This is a genomic window from Halorientalis pallida, assembly GCF_004118325.1.
Classification (GTDB): Archaea; Halobacteriota; Halobacteria; order Halobacteriales; family Haloarculaceae; genus Halorientalis; species Halorientalis pallida.
The window spans coordinates 253810-271514 of record NZ_RDFA01000002.1 but is presented as its reverse complement, the minus strand read 5'-3'; the positions used below and the strand labels follow the sequence as shown (position 1 = coordinate 271514).

The 17705-nt window shown below is 67.5% G+C and carries 18 protein-coding genes; 12 read left to right on the top strand and 6 right to left on the bottom strand.

Translation table 11 applies throughout. The annotated features are described in order from the left end of the window. A complete protein-coding gene (locus EAF64_RS06530; protein WP_129068176.1) occupies positions 1 to 1233 on the bottom strand; it encodes a hypothetical protein in 1233 nt (410 codons plus the stop codon). A 78-nt stretch (positions 1234 to 1311) separates the two neighbouring features. On the opposite strand from EAF64_RS06530, the gene EAF64_RS06525 reads away from it, so the two are divergent. Beyond that, positions 1312 to 3513: an ATP-dependent DNA helicase gene (locus EAF64_RS06525; RefSeq protein ID WP_129068175.1), complete on the top strand. Its 2202-nt coding sequence runs from the start codon at positions 1312 to 1314 to the stop codon at positions 3511 to 3513. 56 nt (positions 3514 to 3569) lie between these two features. Then, a complete protein-coding gene (locus EAF64_RS06520) occupies positions 3570 to 5351 on the top strand; it encodes a PAS domain S-box protein (protein WP_129068174.1) in 1782 nt (593 codons plus the stop codon). Here EAF64_RS06520 and EAF64_RS06515 read toward each other — a convergent pair. The 3 genes from EAF64_RS06515 to EAF64_RS06505 form a co-directional block, all read right to left on the bottom strand. Next, complete coding sequence (locus tag EAF64_RS06515) at positions 5337 to 5846, bottom strand: 2'-5' RNA ligase family protein (protein ID WP_129068173.1); 510 nt, start codon at positions 5844 to 5846, stop codon at positions 5337 to 5339. The two genes, EAF64_RS06520 and EAF64_RS06515, sit on opposite strands and share 15 nt — an antisense overlap. A gap of 52 nt (positions 5847 to 5898) precedes the next feature. Then, positions 5899 to 6114: a hypothetical protein gene (locus tag EAF64_RS06510; RefSeq protein ID WP_129068172.1), complete on the bottom strand. Its 216-nt coding sequence runs from the start codon at positions 6112 to 6114 to the stop codon at positions 5899 to 5901. Positions 6115 to 6177: 63 nt separating this feature from the next. Continuing rightward, entirely contained in the window at positions 6178 to 6360 is a 183-nt protein-coding gene (locus EAF64_RS06505; protein WP_129068171.1) for a DUF7554 family protein, read from the bottom strand. Between the two features lie 357 nt (positions 6361 to 6717). Between EAF64_RS06505 and EAF64_RS06500 the strand changes: the two genes are divergently transcribed. The 10 genes from EAF64_RS06500 to EAF64_RS06450 all read left to right on the top strand — a co-directional run bounded on the left by EAF64_RS06500 (position 6718) and on the right by EAF64_RS06450 (position 16508). Beyond that, entirely contained in the window at positions 6718 to 8031 is a 1314-nt protein-coding gene (locus EAF64_RS06500) for an argininosuccinate synthase (protein ID WP_129068170.1), read from the top strand. Between the two features lie 4 nt (positions 8032 to 8035). Continuing rightward, positions 8036 to 9574 (top strand): argininosuccinate lyase, encoded by a 1539-nt coding sequence (gene argH / locus EAF64_RS06495; protein WP_129068169.1) that lies wholly within the window; start codon positions 8036 to 8038, stop codon positions 9572 to 9574. A 229-nt stretch (positions 9575 to 9803) separates the two neighbouring features. Further along, a complete protein-coding gene (gene lysW, locus EAF64_RS06490; RefSeq protein WP_129068168.1) occupies positions 9804 to 9968 on the top strand; it encodes a lysine biosynthesis protein LysW in 165 nt (54 codons plus the stop codon). A 46-nt stretch (positions 9969 to 10014) separates the two neighbouring features. After that, complete coding sequence (lysX, locus tag EAF64_RS06485; protein ID WP_129068167.1) at positions 10015 to 10881, top strand: lysine biosynthesis protein LysX; 867 nt, start codon at positions 10015 to 10017, stop codon at positions 10879 to 10881. After that, positions 10881 to 11936, top strand: a complete 1056-nt coding sequence (gene argC, locus EAF64_RS06480) for an N-acetyl-gamma-glutamyl-phosphate reductase (RefSeq protein WP_129068166.1) — start codon at positions 10881 to 10883, stop codon at positions 11934 to 11936. Before lysX ends, argC begins: the two co-directional genes overlap by 1 nt. A gap of 18 nt (positions 11937 to 11954) precedes the next feature. Continuing rightward, positions 11955 to 12842 carry an acetylglutamate/acetylaminoadipate kinase gene (locus tag EAF64_RS06475; RefSeq protein WP_129068165.1) on the top strand — a complete coding sequence of 296 codons (888 nt, stop codon included), beginning with the start codon at positions 11955 to 11957 and terminating at the stop codon, positions 12840 to 12842. Continuing rightward, complete coding sequence (locus tag EAF64_RS06470) at positions 12839 to 13978, top strand: aspartate aminotransferase family protein (RefSeq protein WP_129068164.1); 1140 nt, start codon at positions 12839 to 12841, stop codon at positions 13976 to 13978. Before EAF64_RS06475 ends, EAF64_RS06470 begins: the two co-directional genes overlap by 4 nt. Beyond that, complete coding sequence (locus tag EAF64_RS06465) at positions 13975 to 15057, top strand: [LysW]-lysine hydrolase (RefSeq protein ID WP_129068163.1); 1083 nt, start codon at positions 13975 to 13977, stop codon at positions 15055 to 15057. The genes EAF64_RS06470 and EAF64_RS06465 overlap by 4 nt, the downstream gene beginning before the upstream one ends. Positions 15058 to 15059: 2 nt before the next feature. After that, positions 15060 to 15947, top strand: a complete 888-nt coding sequence (argF, locus tag EAF64_RS06460; RefSeq protein WP_129068162.1) for an ornithine carbamoyltransferase — start codon at positions 15060 to 15062, stop codon at positions 15945 to 15947. Positions 15948 to 16220: 273 nt separating this feature from the next. Next, positions 16221 to 16508 carry a hypothetical protein gene (locus EAF64_RS06450; RefSeq protein WP_129068160.1) on the top strand — a complete coding sequence of 96 codons (288 nt, stop codon included), beginning with the start codon at positions 16221 to 16223 and terminating at the stop codon, positions 16506 to 16508. 169 nt (positions 16509 to 16677) lie between these two features. Here the strand turns inward: EAF64_RS06450 and EAF64_RS06445 are convergent, their stop codons facing one another. After that, positions 16678 to 16902 carry a helix-turn-helix transcriptional regulator gene (locus EAF64_RS06445; RefSeq protein ID WP_129068159.1) on the bottom strand — a complete coding sequence of 75 codons (225 nt, stop codon included), beginning with the start codon at positions 16900 to 16902 and terminating at the stop codon, positions 16678 to 16680. Further along, entirely contained in the window at positions 16899 to 17300 is a 402-nt protein-coding gene (locus tag EAF64_RS06440) for a DUF2178 domain-containing protein (RefSeq protein WP_129068158.1), read from the bottom strand. Before EAF64_RS06440 ends, EAF64_RS06445 begins: the two co-directional genes overlap by 4 nt. Positions 17301 to 17705: the final 405 nt, after the last annotated feature.

The following is a 17705-nucleotide window of genomic DNA, read 5'->3' as shown; positions in this document are numbered from 1 at the left end:
CTACCGGAACGCCGAGTACCACGTTTCCGCGTGCATCACCGTGACCACGAGCCGGTCGGCCGTCGGATCGGAGAGCGTCGGCCGGAGCGTCTGTTCCGGCCCGCCGCCGGAGCTGTACCTGACCACTGGGCCCCGACTGGCGACCGCGACGCTCGCGTCCGCGTCCAGCGAGGTGTTCAGCGGCAGGTACGTCTGCAGTGACTCGTTGTAGACGAACACGGCGAGGCCCCCTTCCTCGGCCCCGTCGGGAAGTCCGGCGGGGTCGTAGCCGACCCTGACGGTCGCGTTCGTGACCGGCCCCTCGATATCCAGGTCGATCAGCGGCGACGCCCGCGACTCGTCGACGTGGTCGCTCCCGACGACCGCGTCGTCGCGGAGGCGTTCGACGCTCGCCTCCACGTCGGTGCCCGTCACGCGAAAGCGCGTGTCGAGGTCCGCGTGGTCGACCACGGTCGTCTCCGGGCCGTCCGATTCGGTCGTCCGGAGGGCGGTCACCCAGTCGGGCTCGTCGACCGTCGTCGCCCCGACGTCCGAGAGGTCGAACCAGCGCGAGACGAGCAGGCCCTCGCTGGGGCGGTCGCTCTCGGGCGGGACGTACTCCCCGCTCGTGTAGTTGTGGATCAGGCCGCGCTCGTCCACGACTGCCCGGCGATAGGGGAGCGCCCGGTCCGCGCTCTCGTGCTCGAGTCCGGTGGTGAGCACGTACCGCCGCTCGCCGTCCTGCTGGATCGTTTCCGTGACCGTCAGCGATTCGACGCCGACCAGCGCCTGCCGGCCCGTGGGCACCGCGGTCCGGTTGGGCTGGGCGACCGTCTTCGTCACCGGACCGGTCTCGAACCGGGCGTATTCACGGCCCTCACGGGCGTACAGCGCCGCGGCCTCGCCGCGGAGCGGGTGATACTGGAAGCGTTCGATCTCGAACAGGCCCTCGTCGGCCCTGACGACCGTCGAGGCCCGCTCGCGTGCGCCGGACGGCAGTCCGAACCCCGATCTGAAGACGTAGCTCTCGTTCGCCAGCGCGGTCTCGTGGGCCCGCACCAGCGCGGACGCCTCGATTTCCGCGCCGACCGAGAGGTCCAAACCCGCCGTCTCGGTCGGTTCGCCCGCACCGGCCGTGGGTGTCGCCGTCGGGGTCGCGTCGTCGACCGTCGGTGTCGGGCCGCCCGCGCCACCGGAACAGCCCGCCAGCGCGACCAGCGACAGACAGCACGCGACCAGCAGTCTCCGGTCCATGGACTGTCACAACGAGCACAGGAAAATCAGTGCTGTGGACGGCGAGACTTTTTGTCCGGGAACGAACAAGGGGGCAGTGTGTCGAGCGACGGAGACGAAGCCGGCTACGTCCGGTTTTTCCCCTACGACGAGCCCTACGACCACCAGCGCGACGCGATGGACCGCATCTACGACGCGCTGGGCGAGGGATCGGACGTGCTCTTCGAGGGGGCGACCGGGACGGGCAAGACCCTGGCCGCGCTGGTGCCGGCCCTGGAGTACGCCCGCGAGGAAGACAAGACGGTCGTCATCACGACGAACGTCCACCAGCAGATGCGCCAGTTCGTCCACGAGGCCCGCGCCATCACCGAGCAGGAGCCGATCCGCGCGGTCGTCTTCCGCGGGAAGGGGTCGATGTGTCACATCGACGTTGGCTACGAGGAGTGTCAGGCCCTGCGAGACGCCACCCGCGAGATCGTCGAGAAAGAGCAGGACCTCGCGGAGTTGAACGAACGCGAGTCGACGCTCCTCGAGGACAGTCAGGCCGGCAGCGACGAGGCCGCCGAGGCCCGCGGGGCGGTGCTGGAGGAACTCGAAGGGATCGAGGACGACCTCGAAGACCTGCGGGAGAACGGGAACACCTGCGACTACTTCTACCAGAACCTGCGGGGCAACACGGACGAGTTCTACCAGTGGCTGTTCGCGGACGTGCGCGACCCCGACGATATCTACGAGTACGCCGAGATGGAGGGCTTTTGCGGGTACGAACTCCTCAAAGAGGGGATGGAGGGCGTCGATCTGGTGGTCTGTAACTACCACCACCTGCTCGATCCGGGCATCCGCGAGCACTTCTTCAGGTGGCTGGGTCGGGACCCCGAGGACGTGATCACGGTCTTCGACGAGGCCCACAACGTCGAGGACGCGGCCCGGGACCACGCGACCCGCACGCTGACGGAGAACACGCTGGACAGCGCGCTGGACGAACTCGCCGAACAGGACGACCCCGCGGCCGAGGCCGCGATGAACGTCGTCCGGGCGTTCCGGTCGGCGCTGATCGAGACCTACGACGACGCGCTGGGCTTCGGCGACCGCGAGCGGATCGAGGGCAACTGGGAGGACTGTTCGATCGCCAACGAGGACGGTCGCGACGACCTGACGATCAACTTCCTGCAGGCCTACACCGGCCCGGGCTACGACGTGGACCTCCAGGCCGCGCTGAAGTTCGGCCGCGCCCTGGACGAGAAGTACGAGGAGGCCTACAAGAACGGCGAGGCCAGCACGCGCCAGGAGTGTCAGACCCTCCAGGCTGTCCAGTTCGTCACCGCCTGGATGGACGAGGGGACCGAGCAGGGCCACTACCCGGTCGTGAGCGTCCGTCGGGACGAGGCCGGCGGCGACGTCTACGGTCGGGCCGAACTCTACCGGTGTATTCCACAGGAGGTGACCCGCTCGCTGTTCGACGAACTCCACGCCAGCGTCCTGATGAGCGCGACCTTGCGTCCCTTCGAGGTCACCGAGGACGTGCTGGGACTCGACGACCCCGAGACGATGGCCTACGGCGCGCAGTTCCCCGAGGAGCGCCGGCGAACCTACGCCGTCGAAGCGCCCGCGCTGTTCTCCAGTGAGCGCGACGACCCCGCAGTGCAGGCCACCGTGACGGACGCGCTGGAGGATGCCATCAGGTTCACGCCGGGCAACACGCTCGCGTTCTTCCCCAGCTACAGCGAGGCCGAGCGCTACTACGACCGGGTCCAGGCCGACGGCGAGTGGTTCCTCGACAAGCCCGCGACCAGCGCCACGGAACTCCGCGAGGCGTTCACCGACAGCGAGAACGGCGTCCTGTTCACCTCGCTGTGGGGTACGCTCACGGAAGGCGTGAGTTTCGACGACGGCGACGCCCGGACGGTGGTCGTCGTGGGCGTGCCCTACCCGCACCTGGACGACCGGATGGACGCCGTGCAGGAGGCCTACGACGAGACGTTCGGCGACGGCGGCGGCGAGTGGATGGGCACGGAGGACGCGGGGTGGGCGTACGCCGTCGAGATTCCGACCGTTCGCAAGACCCGCCAGGCGCTGGGGCGAGTGGTGCGCTCGCCCACGGACTTCGGCGCGCGCGTGCTGGTCGACAAACGCTACACCCAGGTCGGAGAGCGGGAACTGGGCAATTATACTGTGCGGGAGACGTTCCCGCCGGAGGAACGGGCGGAGATGATCGACATCGCTCCCGAGAAGCTGAAGTTCGCGATGCTGAACTTCTACGGTGACATGGACGCCTGGGACGGGCCGCCGCCGAAGCCGTAGCCCGACGACGAATACGTCCGGTTTAACTGGTTCTAGCGCCAAGCGCGCGCCAGCAAATGCCGAGGGAACGTGGATACGGCCGGAGACTCCTCGAAGACGCGCCCGACGGGATGGCGCTCGTCGACCCGGAGACCGGGCACATTCGCGACGTGAACGAACGACTGTCTGCGATGCACGGCTACTCGCGGTCGACGTTGCTCGGCCTCCCTGTCGGGACGCTCACCGCGGACGAGTGGACGGCGGACGTGCCGTTACTGGAGCGCATCAGGCGGACGGCCGACGGCGAACGGTTCACGTGGGGCACCGAACACGAAACCGGGGACCGGCTTCGGGTCGAGATGGCCGTCGCCCACGTCGAGCGGGACGGTGCGGCACGACTCGTCAGGGTGACCGAACGCGACGAGACCACCGACCGAACGGAGGATGCGACACTGCAAACGCGGGCGATGGACGAGGCACCGGTCGGCATCTCCATCGCGGACGCCACACAGGACGACACGCCGCTGATCTACGCCAACGAACAGTTCCAGCGGCTCACGGGCTACTCCGAATCGGACGTTCTGGGCCGGAACTGTCGGTTTCTGCAGGGCGACGGGACCGACGACGACACGACCGCACGACTGCGGGCGGCCATCGACGCCGCGGAGCCGGTGACCGTCGAACTCCGCAACTACCGGAAAGACGGAACGCCGTTCTGGAACCGCGTGACAGTCTCGCCAGTGCGGGACGACGACGGGCGGGTCAGCAACTACGTCGGGTTCCAGCGCGACGTTACCGACCGGAAACGACAGGCACAGGAGCTGAAGCGGTTCCGACAGCTCTTCGACCGACTGCCGGTCGGGGCCTTCCGCGTGACCGACGGCGGCGACGGCGAGTTCGTCGACGTCAACCAGGCGCTGGTGTCGATGTTCCGTGCCGAGTCCGAAGCGGCACTGCTGGGCCGGGACGCGTCCGAACTGTGTCGAGCCTCGGACGAGCGGTCGGCTATCGCCGATCGCCTCGACGCCGACGGGGAAGTGATCGAACAGGAACTCCGTCTCCGTCGCCTCGACGGGGACTCGTTCTGGGGTTCGGTCAGCGCGGTGCTCGTCGAGGAGGCGGGCGAGGTGTACCTCGATGGCGTGGTCCACGACGTCACGACGCGGAAACAGTACCAGCAACGCCTCGAAGCGCAGCGTGATGGGCTCGAAATCCTGAACCGGGTCGTCCGGCACGACATCCGCAACGACCTGCAACTGCTCGTCGCCTACGGCGACCTCCTGGCCGGCCACGTCACCGACGAGGGCGCGTCGTACCTGTCGTCGATGAGCGATAGCATCGACAACGCCATCGACCTCACGCGGACCGCACGCGACATCGCCGAGACGATGCTCCGGACCGACGCCGACCCGGAAGCCGTCGCGCTCGGCCCCGTACTCGACGAGCAGGTCGACGCGGCCGACTCGGCCCACGACACGACGGTCACCGTCGAGGGATCGGTTCCGACGGTGCAGGTGCTCGCCGACGAGATGCTGGGATCCGTCTTCCGGAACCTGCTGAACAACGCGGTCCAGCACAACGACACCGACGACCCGACGGTGCGGGTGTCGGTGACCGAGCGAGACGACCGGGTCCGCGTCCGCGTCGCGGACGACGGGCCGGGGATCCCCGACGAGCGCAAGGAGGGCGTCTTCGGGAAAGGACAGAAGGGACTCGACAGCGACGGCACCGGGATCGGCCTGTACCTCGTCCACACGCTGGTCGAGCAGTACGGCGGCGAGGTCTGGATCGACGACGCGGAGCCACGGGGTGCAGTGGTCACCGTCGAGCTCCCGACGGCGGAGTCACGCCGGCAGTGAGACGCCGCTGACCTGCTCGATACGCTCGGAGTCCCAGAAGATGAGTTCGTCGACGGTCCACTCTATCGAGTCGATCTCCCGGGCTTGCAGCTGCTCGGCGGCGGCCGGATCACCGCCCCGGGCGATGGTGACGTGGGGGCTGTAGCCGTCGCCTTCGATGTCGTCGACGGGCTCGAACACCGTACAGAGGTCGTCGTGGAGCGCCCGGAGGCCGGGGCTCTCGACGTCCAGGTAGACGACGGGAGAACTGCCGACGGGGGCCTCCTCGAAGATCTCGATCCCGGTGATCCGGGCGTCGAACGGGGCCGTACCGGCCAGCGCTTCCCGGGTGCGGGCCTCGAGGCGGGCGTATTCGCTCGGACCGTCGCCGCCGAGTCGCTTGACGCCCAGCGTGTGACGACCGCGGTCGCGGGTGTGTGCGGCCGGGAGTTCCGTCGATAGCTCGCTCGCGAGAGCGGCGACGGACGACGGGACTGGAACGTTCAGACTGTACACGCGTGTCTCTATCGAGGGCCCAGGCGGTCAAAGGACTGCTGGTCGCGTCCGCTCAGAAGTTCGCGATGAACAACAGTCCCGCTGCGACGAACCCCAACAGGATGAACAGGAGTGGGAACATCGGAATCGTGATCCCCCAGTACTGGGCCAGTCCCTCGAAGATGACGATCAACTGGAGTAACCCAAGCCCCAGGAAGACAAAGAGGTTTCTGACCTTCGTCGCCGTGACTCGGCCCTCGCTGGCCGTCGTAACTTGCCCCTCGCCCATATCGGTGATATCTACCGATTTCAGCTTAAATCCCATGGTCCGACAGGCGACAGGCGTGGCTGGTCAGATGCGGTCGAGAAAGTAGAGGACGATGAGGGCGACGACCACCAGCGCGAGGACGGGGCCGGCCAGGCCGACGACGAAGCCGACCAACTCCTCGATCACTTCGACGACGAGCAGGACGATCACCAGCACCAGAACGATCTTGAGCAGGTCGTCGGTGTCGAGTGCGGCGCGGAGATTCATGTCGAGTGCTGGGAGCGACGGCGGCAAAGGGATTGTGGCCGGTGGGTGTCGTGGTCGGGGAGGGCCGCTGTGTCGGGCACTCGCGGTGTGTCACCGCGCGCCACGGGGCCGGAATCTCGGAAGGTTTTAATACGAATCACCGGTAGTGGCGAGTACATGACACGGATCCACGGAACCGGCTCGCTGGCGAGCGAGACCGGCGGGTCCGTCCACCTTTTCCCGCGACCGCCGCGATTCCGACGACGGGCCCGTTAGGCCCACCTCATCCCACTTCACCCCACGGTCGTCTCGTCTCGAACCGCCCACTGACTGGTGCCGGGCGGTCCGCACTACACCCCGACTCACCACACCACACACATGACAGAACCCGACGACATCGAAGGAACGGTCGCGCTCGCCTTTTCGGGCGGGCTCGACACGACAGTCTGCGTACCGCTACTGAAAGAAGAATACGGCTACGACGACGTGATCGGCGTCACCGTCGACGTCGGCCAGCCCGAAGCGGAGTTCGAGGAGGCCGAGGAGACCGCCGAGGCGCTGGGTCTCGATCACTACGTGGTCGACGCGAAAACCGAGTTCGCCGACCTCTGTATGGACGCGGTCAAGGCCAACGCCACCTACCAGGGCTATCCCCTGGGGACCGCGCTGGCCCGCCCGGTCATCGCCACGGCCATCCTCGAGGTCGCCGAGGAACAGGGTTGTACCGCCCTCGCCCACGGCTGTACCGGGAAGGGCAACGACCAGCTCCGCTTCGAGACGGTCTGGCGCGACTCCGAACTGAACGTCCACGCGCCCGTCCGCGAACTCGGCCTGACCCGCGAGTGGGAACAGGAGTACGCCGAGGAGAAAGACCTGCCCGTCGAGGGCGGCGACGGCGGCCGTTGGAGCATCGACACGAACCTCTGGAGCCGCTCGGTCGAGGGCTCGGAACTGGAAGACCCCAGTCACGTCCCCGGCGACGAGATCTACGACTGGACGGACAGTCCCAGCGGCGAGGACGCCGAACTGGTCGACGTCGAGTTCGAGCAGGGCGAGGTCGTCGCCGTCGACGGCGAGGAACTGCGTCCCGTCGAGATCATCGAACAGCTGAACGAGCAGGCCGGCGCCCACGGCATCGGCCGCACGGACACGATGGAAGACCGGATGCTCGGGCTGAAAGTGCGCGAGAACTACGAACACCCCGCGGCCACCGTCCTGCTGGCGGCTCACGAGGCCCTCGAAGGGCTCGTCCTCACGAAGGAAGAGCGCAGTTTCAAGACCCAGATCGACCAGGAGTGGGCCGAGAAGGGCTACCAGGGTCTGGTCAAGGCACCCCTCTTCCGCGCGCTGGAAGGCTTCATCGAGGAGACCCAGACACGCGTCACCGGCACCGTCACGGTGAAACTCGAAGGCGGGCAGGCCCGGCCGGTCGCCCGCGAGAGCGAGTACGCCTGCTACGCGGAGGGGCAGGCCTCGTTCAACACGGAAGCGGTCACGGACGACATCGAACAGGCCGATGCCACCGGCGTCGCGAAGTACCACGGCTTCCAGGAGCGCCTGGCCAACAAGGTCAGCGAGGCCGTCGACAGTGCGGCCGCCGAGGCCGTGACCGACGGGGGTCCCGCGAGCGCCGCGAGCGGGACGTCGTCGGACGGAGCGTCCGACGGAAGTAACGACGAATCCGAGGAATAGATCCATGAGCGAGGAACCCACGGAGGATGGGCGTGCGGACGACGACAGCTACGGCGACACCGTCGGAGCGAGCTCCGACGAGCCCCCCGTCGCTGACGCTCCCGGGGACGTGGTCCGTCGGGACCGCTTTTCCGGCGGCCCCGCCCGTGGGTTCCTCTCCTCGCTCGCGGCCGACGAGCGCATCTTCGCCGCCGACCTGGCCGTGGACCGCGCCCACGTCGTGATGCTGGCCGAGCAGGGCATCGTCGACGCCGAGGACGCCGGCGCGATCCTCGCGGCACTGGACGAGATCGAGGACGCGGGCCACGGCGCACTACCCGACGGCGAGGACGTCCACGCGGCCATCGAGACGGCGGTCATCGAGCGCGTCGGCCCCGAAGGTGGACGGATGCACACCGCCCGCTCGCGCAACGACGAGGTGGCGGCCTGTATCCGCTATCGCCTGCGCGAGGACCTGCTCGACGCCGCCGAGACGGTCGTCGGGGCGCGCGAGCAACTGCTCGACGCGGCCGACGAACACGCGGAGACGCTGATGCCCGGGTTCACCCACCTCCAGTACGCCCAGCCGACGACGGTGGGCCACTACCTGCTCTCCTACGAGCGGGCGCTGGCCCGCGACACCGAGCGGTTGCTCGATGCGTACGCGCGAACCAATCGCTCGCCGCTGGGCGGCGCGGCCTTCGCCGGAACGCCGTTCGACATCGACCGCGAGCGGACCGCGGACCTGCTCGGGTTCGACTCGGTCCTCGGGAACTCGATGGACGCGGCGTCGGCGCGGGACTTCCTGCTGGAGGCGACGACGGCATTCGCCAACCTGGCGACGACGCTCTCGGGGCTCTCTGAGGACATCGTGATCTTCGCGAACGACGGGTACGTCGACCTCTCTGACGATTATTCCTCGACCTCCTCGATCATGCCCCAGAAGAAGAACCCGGACACGCTGGAACTGGTGCGGGCCCGCGCGGGCGACGCCCACAGCGCGGTCTCGGGCCTGTTGACGACGCTGAAGGGGCTCCCTCGTGCCTACAACCGCGACCTCCAGCGTGCGGGGCAGTACGGCTGGGATGCCGTCGACGCGGTGATCGAGGCCACCGAGGTCGCCGCGGGCGCGGTCGCCACGGCGGCGTGGAACGCCGACCTGCTGGCCGCGGAGGCGGGCGCCGGGTTCTCGACGGCGACGGGCGTCGCGGACCTGCTGGCGATGGAGGGGTTGCCCTTCCGGACGGCCCACGAGCTGGTCGCACGGGCGGCCGAGCAGTCGGCCGATCCCGACTACGAGACGCTTGACGCGGCGGCTAGCGAGGTGCTGGACGAGTCGCTGTCGGCGCTGGTCGACCGCGAGGCCGTCGAGGCGGCGTTGGATCCTGCCGCCAGCGTGGCGAGTCGGGACTCGACCGGCGGCCCCGCGCCCGACGCGGTGGCCGAGCAGTCGTCCACGGCGCGGGCGGACTGCGACGCCGACCGCGAGGGCCTGGCCGACGAGCGGGCCGCGCTGGCCGACGCCGAGGACGCACTCCGCGAGGAGGTGGCCGCCTATGTCTGAGTCCCGACCCGTTCGGCTGCGACGCGAACACCCGCGAGGTCGGGGCGCAGCGGCCCCCGCACCGCGACCACGAACCCCGCGAGGGGATGAAATACCAAAATCATGATACAGGATTCATGAAATGCCGTCAGAGTCGCTATTTCTACGGTTAGACGGTAGTTTGCGTCGTTAATTCTTACCGACAAGTCCGAAGGGTTTAAGTGGTAACGAGCGTGACTTTGGGGTACCAATGACCGAATGCATCGAGTGTGGGGCCGAGGTTACCCTGCACGACGACCTGGAAGCCGGAGAGATCGTCGACTGTTCGACCTGCGGTGCGGAGCTGGAAGTCGTCGACACCGACCCCGTCGAGCTGGACTCGGCACCCGAGCTCGAAGAGGACTGGGGGGAGTGAGCGTGAGGACGGCCGCGCGGTACGGTCGCCGCCGGCCGGTGATACCATGAATTTCGGCATACTCTACTCGCGCATCCGCAAGGACGAGAAGCTCCTCCTCTCGGAGCTTCGTGACCGGGGTCACGAGGTCACGAAGATCGACGTTCGCAAACAGCAGTTCGGACTCTCCGAGCCGCCTGCTGACTTCGAGGACGTCGACCTCGTGGTCGACCGGTGTCTCGCGACCAGCCGGAGCGTCTACGCCACGCAGTTCGTCGACGCCTACGACGTCCCCGTCGTCAACCACCCCGACACCGCCGGGGTGTGTGCCGACAAGGCCAAAAACAGTCTCGCGCTGGTCGAGGGAGCGGTCCCCACACCCGAGACGACCGTCGCGTTCACCAAGGACGCGGCCATGGACGCCATCGAGGAGTTCGGCTATCCCTGCGTCCTCAAGCCCGTCGTGGGCTCGTGGGGCCGCCTGATGGCCAAGATCGACAGCCGGACGGCCGCCGAGGCCATCCTCGAACACAAGGAGACGCTGGGCCACTACGAGCACAAGGTGTTCTACGTCCAGGAGTACGTCGACAAGGGCGGCGAGGACATCCGCGTCCTCGCGACCGACGGCGAGCCCGTCGCCGCGATGGTCCGCTCCTCGGATCACTGGATCACCAACGCTGCCAAGGGGGCCGAGACCGACGCGTTCGGCCTCGACGACGAGGCACTCGACCTGGTCGAACGCGCCTCCGAGGCCGTCGGCGGCGGTCTGCTCGGTGTCGACCTCATGGGTACAGCGGATGGATACACGGTCCACGAGGTCAACCACAACGTCGAGTTCAAGGCGCTGAACGAGGCGACCGACGTGGACGTGCCCGCTCGCGTCGTGGACTGGCTCGAAACCAGAGCCGAGCAGGAGCAGGAGGTGAGTGCCTGATGTCGGCGGACGGCGAGCCCTCGTCGACCGCATCCGTCGTGGGCGGCACCGGCTTCACCGGTGGCGAACTCCTGCGTCTCCTGGCTGGGCACCCCGAGTTCGAGATCGTCCAGGCCACGAGTCGCTCGAAGGCCAACAAGACGGTCGGGCACCAGCACCCCAACCTGCGGAACCTGGATCTGCGCTTCTCGGACCCCGAGGAACTCGAATCGGTCGACGTGCTGTTCGCCGCGACGCCCCACGGCGTCACGATGGAGCAGATCGACCAGTTCCGTGAGGCCGCCGGAACCGTCGTCGACCTGTCGGCGGACTTCCGCCTCGACACCGAGGCACAGTACGACGAGTGGTACGACGGCCACAGTCGGCCCGAACTGCTGGAGAAAGCCGAGTACGCACTGCCCGAACTGAACCGGGAGAACCTCGAAGGGGCCGATATCGTCGCCTCGGGCGGCTGCAACGCTACCGCGACGATCATGGGGCTCCTGCCCCTGTTCGAGGCGGGCGTCCTCGACGGGGACGAACGGATCGTCGTCGACGTGAAGGTCGGGTCTTCGGAGGGCGGTGCCGGCGGCGGGGAGGCCTCCAGCCACCCCGAGCGCTCCGGCGTCGTCCGGCCGTACGCGCCGACGGGCCACCGTCACGAGGCCGAGATCGAGCAGTTCCTCGGCGTCGACGTGTCCTTCACCGTCCACGCGGTGGAGATGATCCGCGGTGCGAGCGCGACCTGTCACGTCTTCCCGAACGGTCCCGTCTCGAAGGGCGACCTCTGGTCGGCCTATCGGGGCCAGTACGAGGACGAACCGTTCGTCGAACTCGTCGCGGGCGGCGGTGGCGTCTACCGCTACCCCGAGCCCAAGGCCGTCGCGGGGACCAACAGGGCTGAAGTCGGCTTCGAACTCGACCCCGGTAACGAGCGCCTGGTCGTGTTCTCGGCTATCGACAACATGATGAAGGGCTCGGCCGGTCAGGCCGTCCACGCCGCCAACGTCGCACTCGGGTTGGAGGAGACGGCGGGCCTTTCGTTCCAGGGTCTGCACCCCGTGGGCTCCCCGTAGCCCGGAGGTTGACTTTTCATGACAACAGTAATCAAAGTCGGTGGCGCTCGCGCGGTCGATCCAGCGGGTGCCCTTTCGGATGTCGCAGCACTGGACGACGACGGCGAGGACGTGGCGGTCGTCCACGGTGGATCGACCGCCGTCGACGACACGCTGGAGCGACTCGGCATCGAACCGGAGTACGTCGAAACGCCGAGCGGCGTCGTCGGTCGGTTCACCGACGCCGAGACGATGGAGGTGTTCGAGATGGTCTTTGGCCACCTCAACACCCAGCTCGTCGCGGGCCTGCAGAGCCTCGACGTCGACGCCGTCGGACTCAACGGCGTCGACGGGAAACTCCTCCACGGCCCCCGGAAGTCGGCGGTCCGGGTCGTCGAGGACGGAAAGAAGAAGATCAAGCGGGGTGACCACTCCGGGACGATCAAGCAGGTCAACGGCGACCTGCTGGAGTCGCTGCTCTCGGACGGCTACGTCCCGGTCGCCGCGCCCCCGATGGCCGGGGCCGACGAGGGGCGCGAGACGCGGAGCGCCTCGGACAGCGCGAGCGGCGACGAGCCGCGAGCGGAGATCGTGCCCGTCAACACGGACGCCGACCGGTCGGCGGCGGCGATTTCGGGTGAACTCGGTGGCACCCTCGTGTTGCTGACCGACGTGGAAGGCGTCTACGCGGACCCCGACGATCCCGACACGCTGATCGAGAGCGTCGAGACCAGCGAGGAGTGGGCGGCGCTGGAAGACGCCGCCGAGGGTTTCATGAGCCGGAAGATCATGGCGGCCGAGGAGGCCCTGGACGCGGGGGCCGACGAGGTCGTGATCGCGGACGCCAACGCCGACGAGCCGATTCTCTCGGCACTCGACGGTGGCGGCACACACCTGTACGCGAGCGCACTGGAGGACACAGCATGACCGGATTCGTCTTCAACGAGAAACCGATTCAGATCGAACGCGGCGAGGGAGCGTACCTCTACGGGTCGGACGGCACCGAGTACCTCGACATGGGGGCCAGTTACGCCTGCGTCCCGCTGGGGCACAACCATCCCGCGGTCAACGAGGCCGTCCGCGAGCAGTTCGGGGACCTGACCTACGTGCAGGCGTCTTACCCCGTCGAGACCCGGACCCGGCTGTACGACCTGCTGGCCGACACCGCGCCGGCCGATATCGACTACACGTGGCTCTGTAACTCCGGGACGGAGGCCAACGAGGCGGCGCTGAAGTTCGCCCGCTCGGCCACGGGCAACTCGAAGATCGTCGCGACGATGCAGGGCTTCCACGGTCGGACGATGGGTGCGCTCGCTACGACCTGGAAGAACAAGTACAAGAAGCCCTACGAGCCGCTGATCGGCGACGTGGAGTTCGTCCCCTACGACGATCCCGAGGCGATGGCCGAGGCCATCGACGACGAGACCGCGGCGGTCATCGTCGAACCCGTGCAGGGCGAGGGCGGCATCAATCCCGCGAGTCAGGAGTTCCTCCAGACGGCGCGGGTCGAGACCGCACAGCACGGCGCGGCGCTGATCTTCGACGAGGTCCAGACCGGTATGGGTCGCACGGGCAGTCTCTGGGCCTCGGAGTGGGCGGACGCGGTGCCCGACATGATCACGAGCGCCAAGGGCCTGGGCAACGGCCTCCCCATCGGTGCGACGCTGTGCCGGGAGTGGATCGCCGAGAACTACGGCTCGCACGCCTCGACGTTCTCCGGCGGCCCCGTCGTCTCGGCCGCCTCGGAGGCGACCGTCGAGACGATCCTCGACGAGGAGATCACCGAGAACGCGGCCCACATGGGGTCGTACATCCAGGAGCGCCTCCACGTCGAACTCGACGAGCACGTCCGTGAAGTGCGGGGTGAGGGCCTGATGATCGGCGTCGAGGTCGGCCGCGGGGCCAACCGCGTGCTGAAGGAACTGGCGCTGAACCACGGTGTGCTGGCGCTGCCGGCCGGCCGGACGGTGGTCCGGCTGTTGCCGCCGCTGACGATCACCGAGGATCACGCCGACGAGGTCGTCGACGCGCTCATTGCCACCATCGCGGAGGGCGACGCATGAGCGGGACCCAGTTCACCAGTCAGAGCAGTATCGACGTGGACGGGGAGGCCCGCCAGTTGCTCGTCGATCTCGTCTCGACACCCTCGGTGTCGGGCGAGGAGCGCCGCTGTGCAGAAGTGCTGGTCTCGTACTTCGAGGAACACGACCGCGAGGTCTGGATCGACCAGGCCGGCAACGTCCGCGCGCCCGCCGACGACGGCGTCCTGCTGACGTCCCACATCGACACCGTGCCCGGGAACATCCCCGTCGAGATCCGCGACGCCGAGGACGGCGACGACGCCCTCTGGGGCCGCGGGAGCGTCGACGCGAAGGGGCCGCTGGCGGCGATGGCCGTCGCCGCGGTCGAGACGGGCGGCTCCTTCGTCGGCGTCGTCGGCGAGGAAGTCGACTCACGGGGCAGTCGCTATCTGATCGACGACCGCGACGCCGAACCCGACGCGGTGATCAACGGTGAACCCTCCGGCTGGGAAGGAATCACGCTCGGCTACCGCGGGCTGGTGGCTGGCACCTACGTCGCAACCAGCGAGTCGGGCCACACTTCCCGCCCGGAGAACAACGCCGTGCAGGACGCCATCGCCTGGTGGTCCAGCGTCGAAGCGGAGTTCTCGACCGACGAGTGGGAGGCCGTCTTCGAGCGCGTGACGCCCAAACCCACGAAGATCGAGGGTGGGCTCACCGACGACGGCCTCTCCGTCGAGGCGACGATGGAGATCCAGTTGCGCGTGCCCCCGAGCATGAACACCGAGGAGGTCATCGAGATCACCGAGGGGTATCTGGACGTGGCCGACCGGGTCCACTGGAAGGACAAGGTCGAACCCGTGATGATGTCGCCCCGGACCGACGTGGCGCGGGCGTTCCGCGCGGCGATCCGTCAGACGGGGGGCGATCCCCGTCTGCTCCGGAAGACCGGCACAAGCGATATGAACGTGTACGCACAGGCGTGGGACTGTCCCATGGTCACTTACGGTCCCGGCGACTCCGACCTCGACCACGCGCCAAACGAACACCTCGAACTCGCAGAGTACGACCGTTCCGTCGAGGTGCTGAAGACGGTCGCTCGGCGGCTCATGGGGGAGTAGACATGGCGCGCGCACTCCTAGACGTCGACGACCTGACCGGCGACGAACTGACGACGGTCCTCGACCGGGCCGCCGACCTGAAAGCCGACGACGACGGCCAGCAACCCCTCGTGGACCAGACGCTGGGTATGATATTCGAGAAACCGTCGACCCGGACCCGCGTCTCCTTCGAGACTGGGATGACCCAGCTCGGCGGACACGCCATCTTCCTGGGCCCGGACGACATCCACCTCGGCCACGGCGAGCCGATCAAGGACACGGCCCGTGCGGTCTCGCGGTACGTCGACTTCATCATGGCTCGCGTGTTCGACCACGCGGACGTGGTGGAACTGGGCGAGTACGCGACCGTTCCGGTGATCAACGGGCTGACCGACGACGCCCACCCCTGTCAGACGCTGGCGGATCTGCTGACTATTCGCGAACGGTTCGGCGGGTTCGACGTGGACGTCGCCTGGGTCGGTGACGGCAACAACGTCGCCCAGTCGTTCGTCCTCGGCGCGGCGATGGCCGGCATCGACCTCACCGTCGCGACGCCGGAGGGGTACGGCATCGACGACGACGTGCGCAAGCGGGCGGCCGGGCTCGGCGGCGAACCCGAGACCACCCACGATCCGGAGGCGGCCGTCGCGGACGCCGACGTAGTGTACACGGACGTGTGGGTCAGCATGGGCCAGGAGGACCAGCGCGAGCAGAAACTCGCCGACTTCGACGGTTTCCAGGTCACGACGGACCTGCTCGGCGACCGGCCGTTGATGCACTGTCTCCCCGCGCACCGTGGCGAGGAGGTGACCGACGAGGCTCTGGAGAGTGAGAACGCCATCGTCTGGGACCAGGCGGAGAATCGGATGCACGCCCAGAACGGGTTGCTGGTTTGGTTGTCCGAGCAGTAGTCCCGGCCACGAACGGAGTGAGTGGCCGCTTTTTCGCCCACGTTTTTCGACGAGCGGTGCGCGTAGCGCACCCGAGGAGAAAAAGGTGGAGGCGGAGAATCGGATGCACGCCCAGAACGGGCTGTTGGTGTGGCTGTCCGAGCAGTAGTAACGGCGAGCGGAGCGAGCCGTTTTTTCGGCCACGGGAACTCTGCTTTTCGGCGAAAGCAAACGCTCGGCGCACCCGAAGCGAAAGTCGAACTTATACTGCTGGCGACACGACTGGCCGGGTAGATGACAGCCGACTCGGGGCGGCGCGTAGCATCTGACCGGGCTAGGCGGATACAGCAGGTGGCGATCTACATCGGGTCGATCGTCTTCGCGCTCACCATCTTCGGCGGTGCGTTCGTGCTCACACCGGGACTGCCGGACTGTCCACCGTACGGTCGGTTCAGTTGTCTGTTCGAGCCGTGGTTTTACCGGTTCGCGATCAACGGACTCCTGATATTCGGAGTCTTCGTGATCGTGTTGCTCCCGGTCCGGTTCGCCATCAGTCTCCTGCAGGCGGCCCGCGAGCAGTGAGGCACAAACGAGCCTTTGACTCTCCGGTACCACTGTTATCCCACCGGATCAAGAGACGAGTGGGTGGCCCACCACCCGCACACCACCCTGCCCGCCGCCCGCTGTCGCCCCGCTGCCCTCCAGCCCTCGTCTCTCGTGGAGGTGTTCCGGGGGCTCGTCCTCCGTTTTCTCACTCGTGATCGCTCGCGGTCGTCTCTACGTCCACCTCGGGGTGGAACACGTCCTCGACGGGACACTCGAAGAAGGCGGCCAGCTTGAACACGAGTTCCACGGAGGGATCGTATCGGTTGCCCTCGACGGCATTTATTGTCTGACGTGTTACACCGACGTGTTCGGCCAACTCTCGCTGGCTCAGTCCGTAGCGGTCCCGGTACTCCTGCAGGGAGTTGTTCATGCTGATCGCTGCCGTCCCAGCGCGAACGTGAGCGCGCCGTAGGTCAGGTACACCACCGCCACGAACAGCGCGATGGCGACGCTCCAGGGTTGCCACTCGAACATCCCGAGGCCCCACGCGACGGTCAGGGCGGGGAAGACGCCCGCGGAGGCCCACCCGAAGATGGTGAGCGTCCAGCGCGCGGCGTCACGGGAGATGTCGGCGTCCCGTTCGTCGAACACCGGCATATCGGCGGTCGCCTGCAGTCCAACCGCGCCCGCCAGCGCGACGGCGTAGACGCCGACGGCGACGAACGGGCGGTTCAGGACGGTAAACGCCGCGAGACCGAGTCCGGAGATGGCTGCCAGCCCCGCGACAGCCGACCGAATCCGACCCGCTCGGCCCAGTAGTTCTGTCACGCCTCGTCACCCCGGACTGGGCGTCGGAACCAGGTTGAGACGGCGCTGAATCGGCGGCCAGCGCCGAGCTGTGCGCTCGCGTCGCGGGGTCGCTGTGTCCTCATCATGGAAGCCACCTCGTCAAACGCTCTTGTCGTAAAGAGCGTTTTACAGTAAAACGTCTTTGACGTAGTAAAATAAGTTTTACGTCTGGTGGTGTGATGTCGAGACCGTAGGCTGTAGCACCTCAGGACTGCGTTTTGCGATGAGCGGCCGAAAAATTGGTGTGCGGGCGCGGTGCGGATGCGGTGCAGGTGCGGTCCGCGCACCGTGTCGTACCGAGCGCGAACGCAGTGAGCGCTCGGCCTTTTTCGCCCACGTTTTTGCCCCGAGTGGTGGCCGCAGGCCACCGAGCGGGAAAAAGGT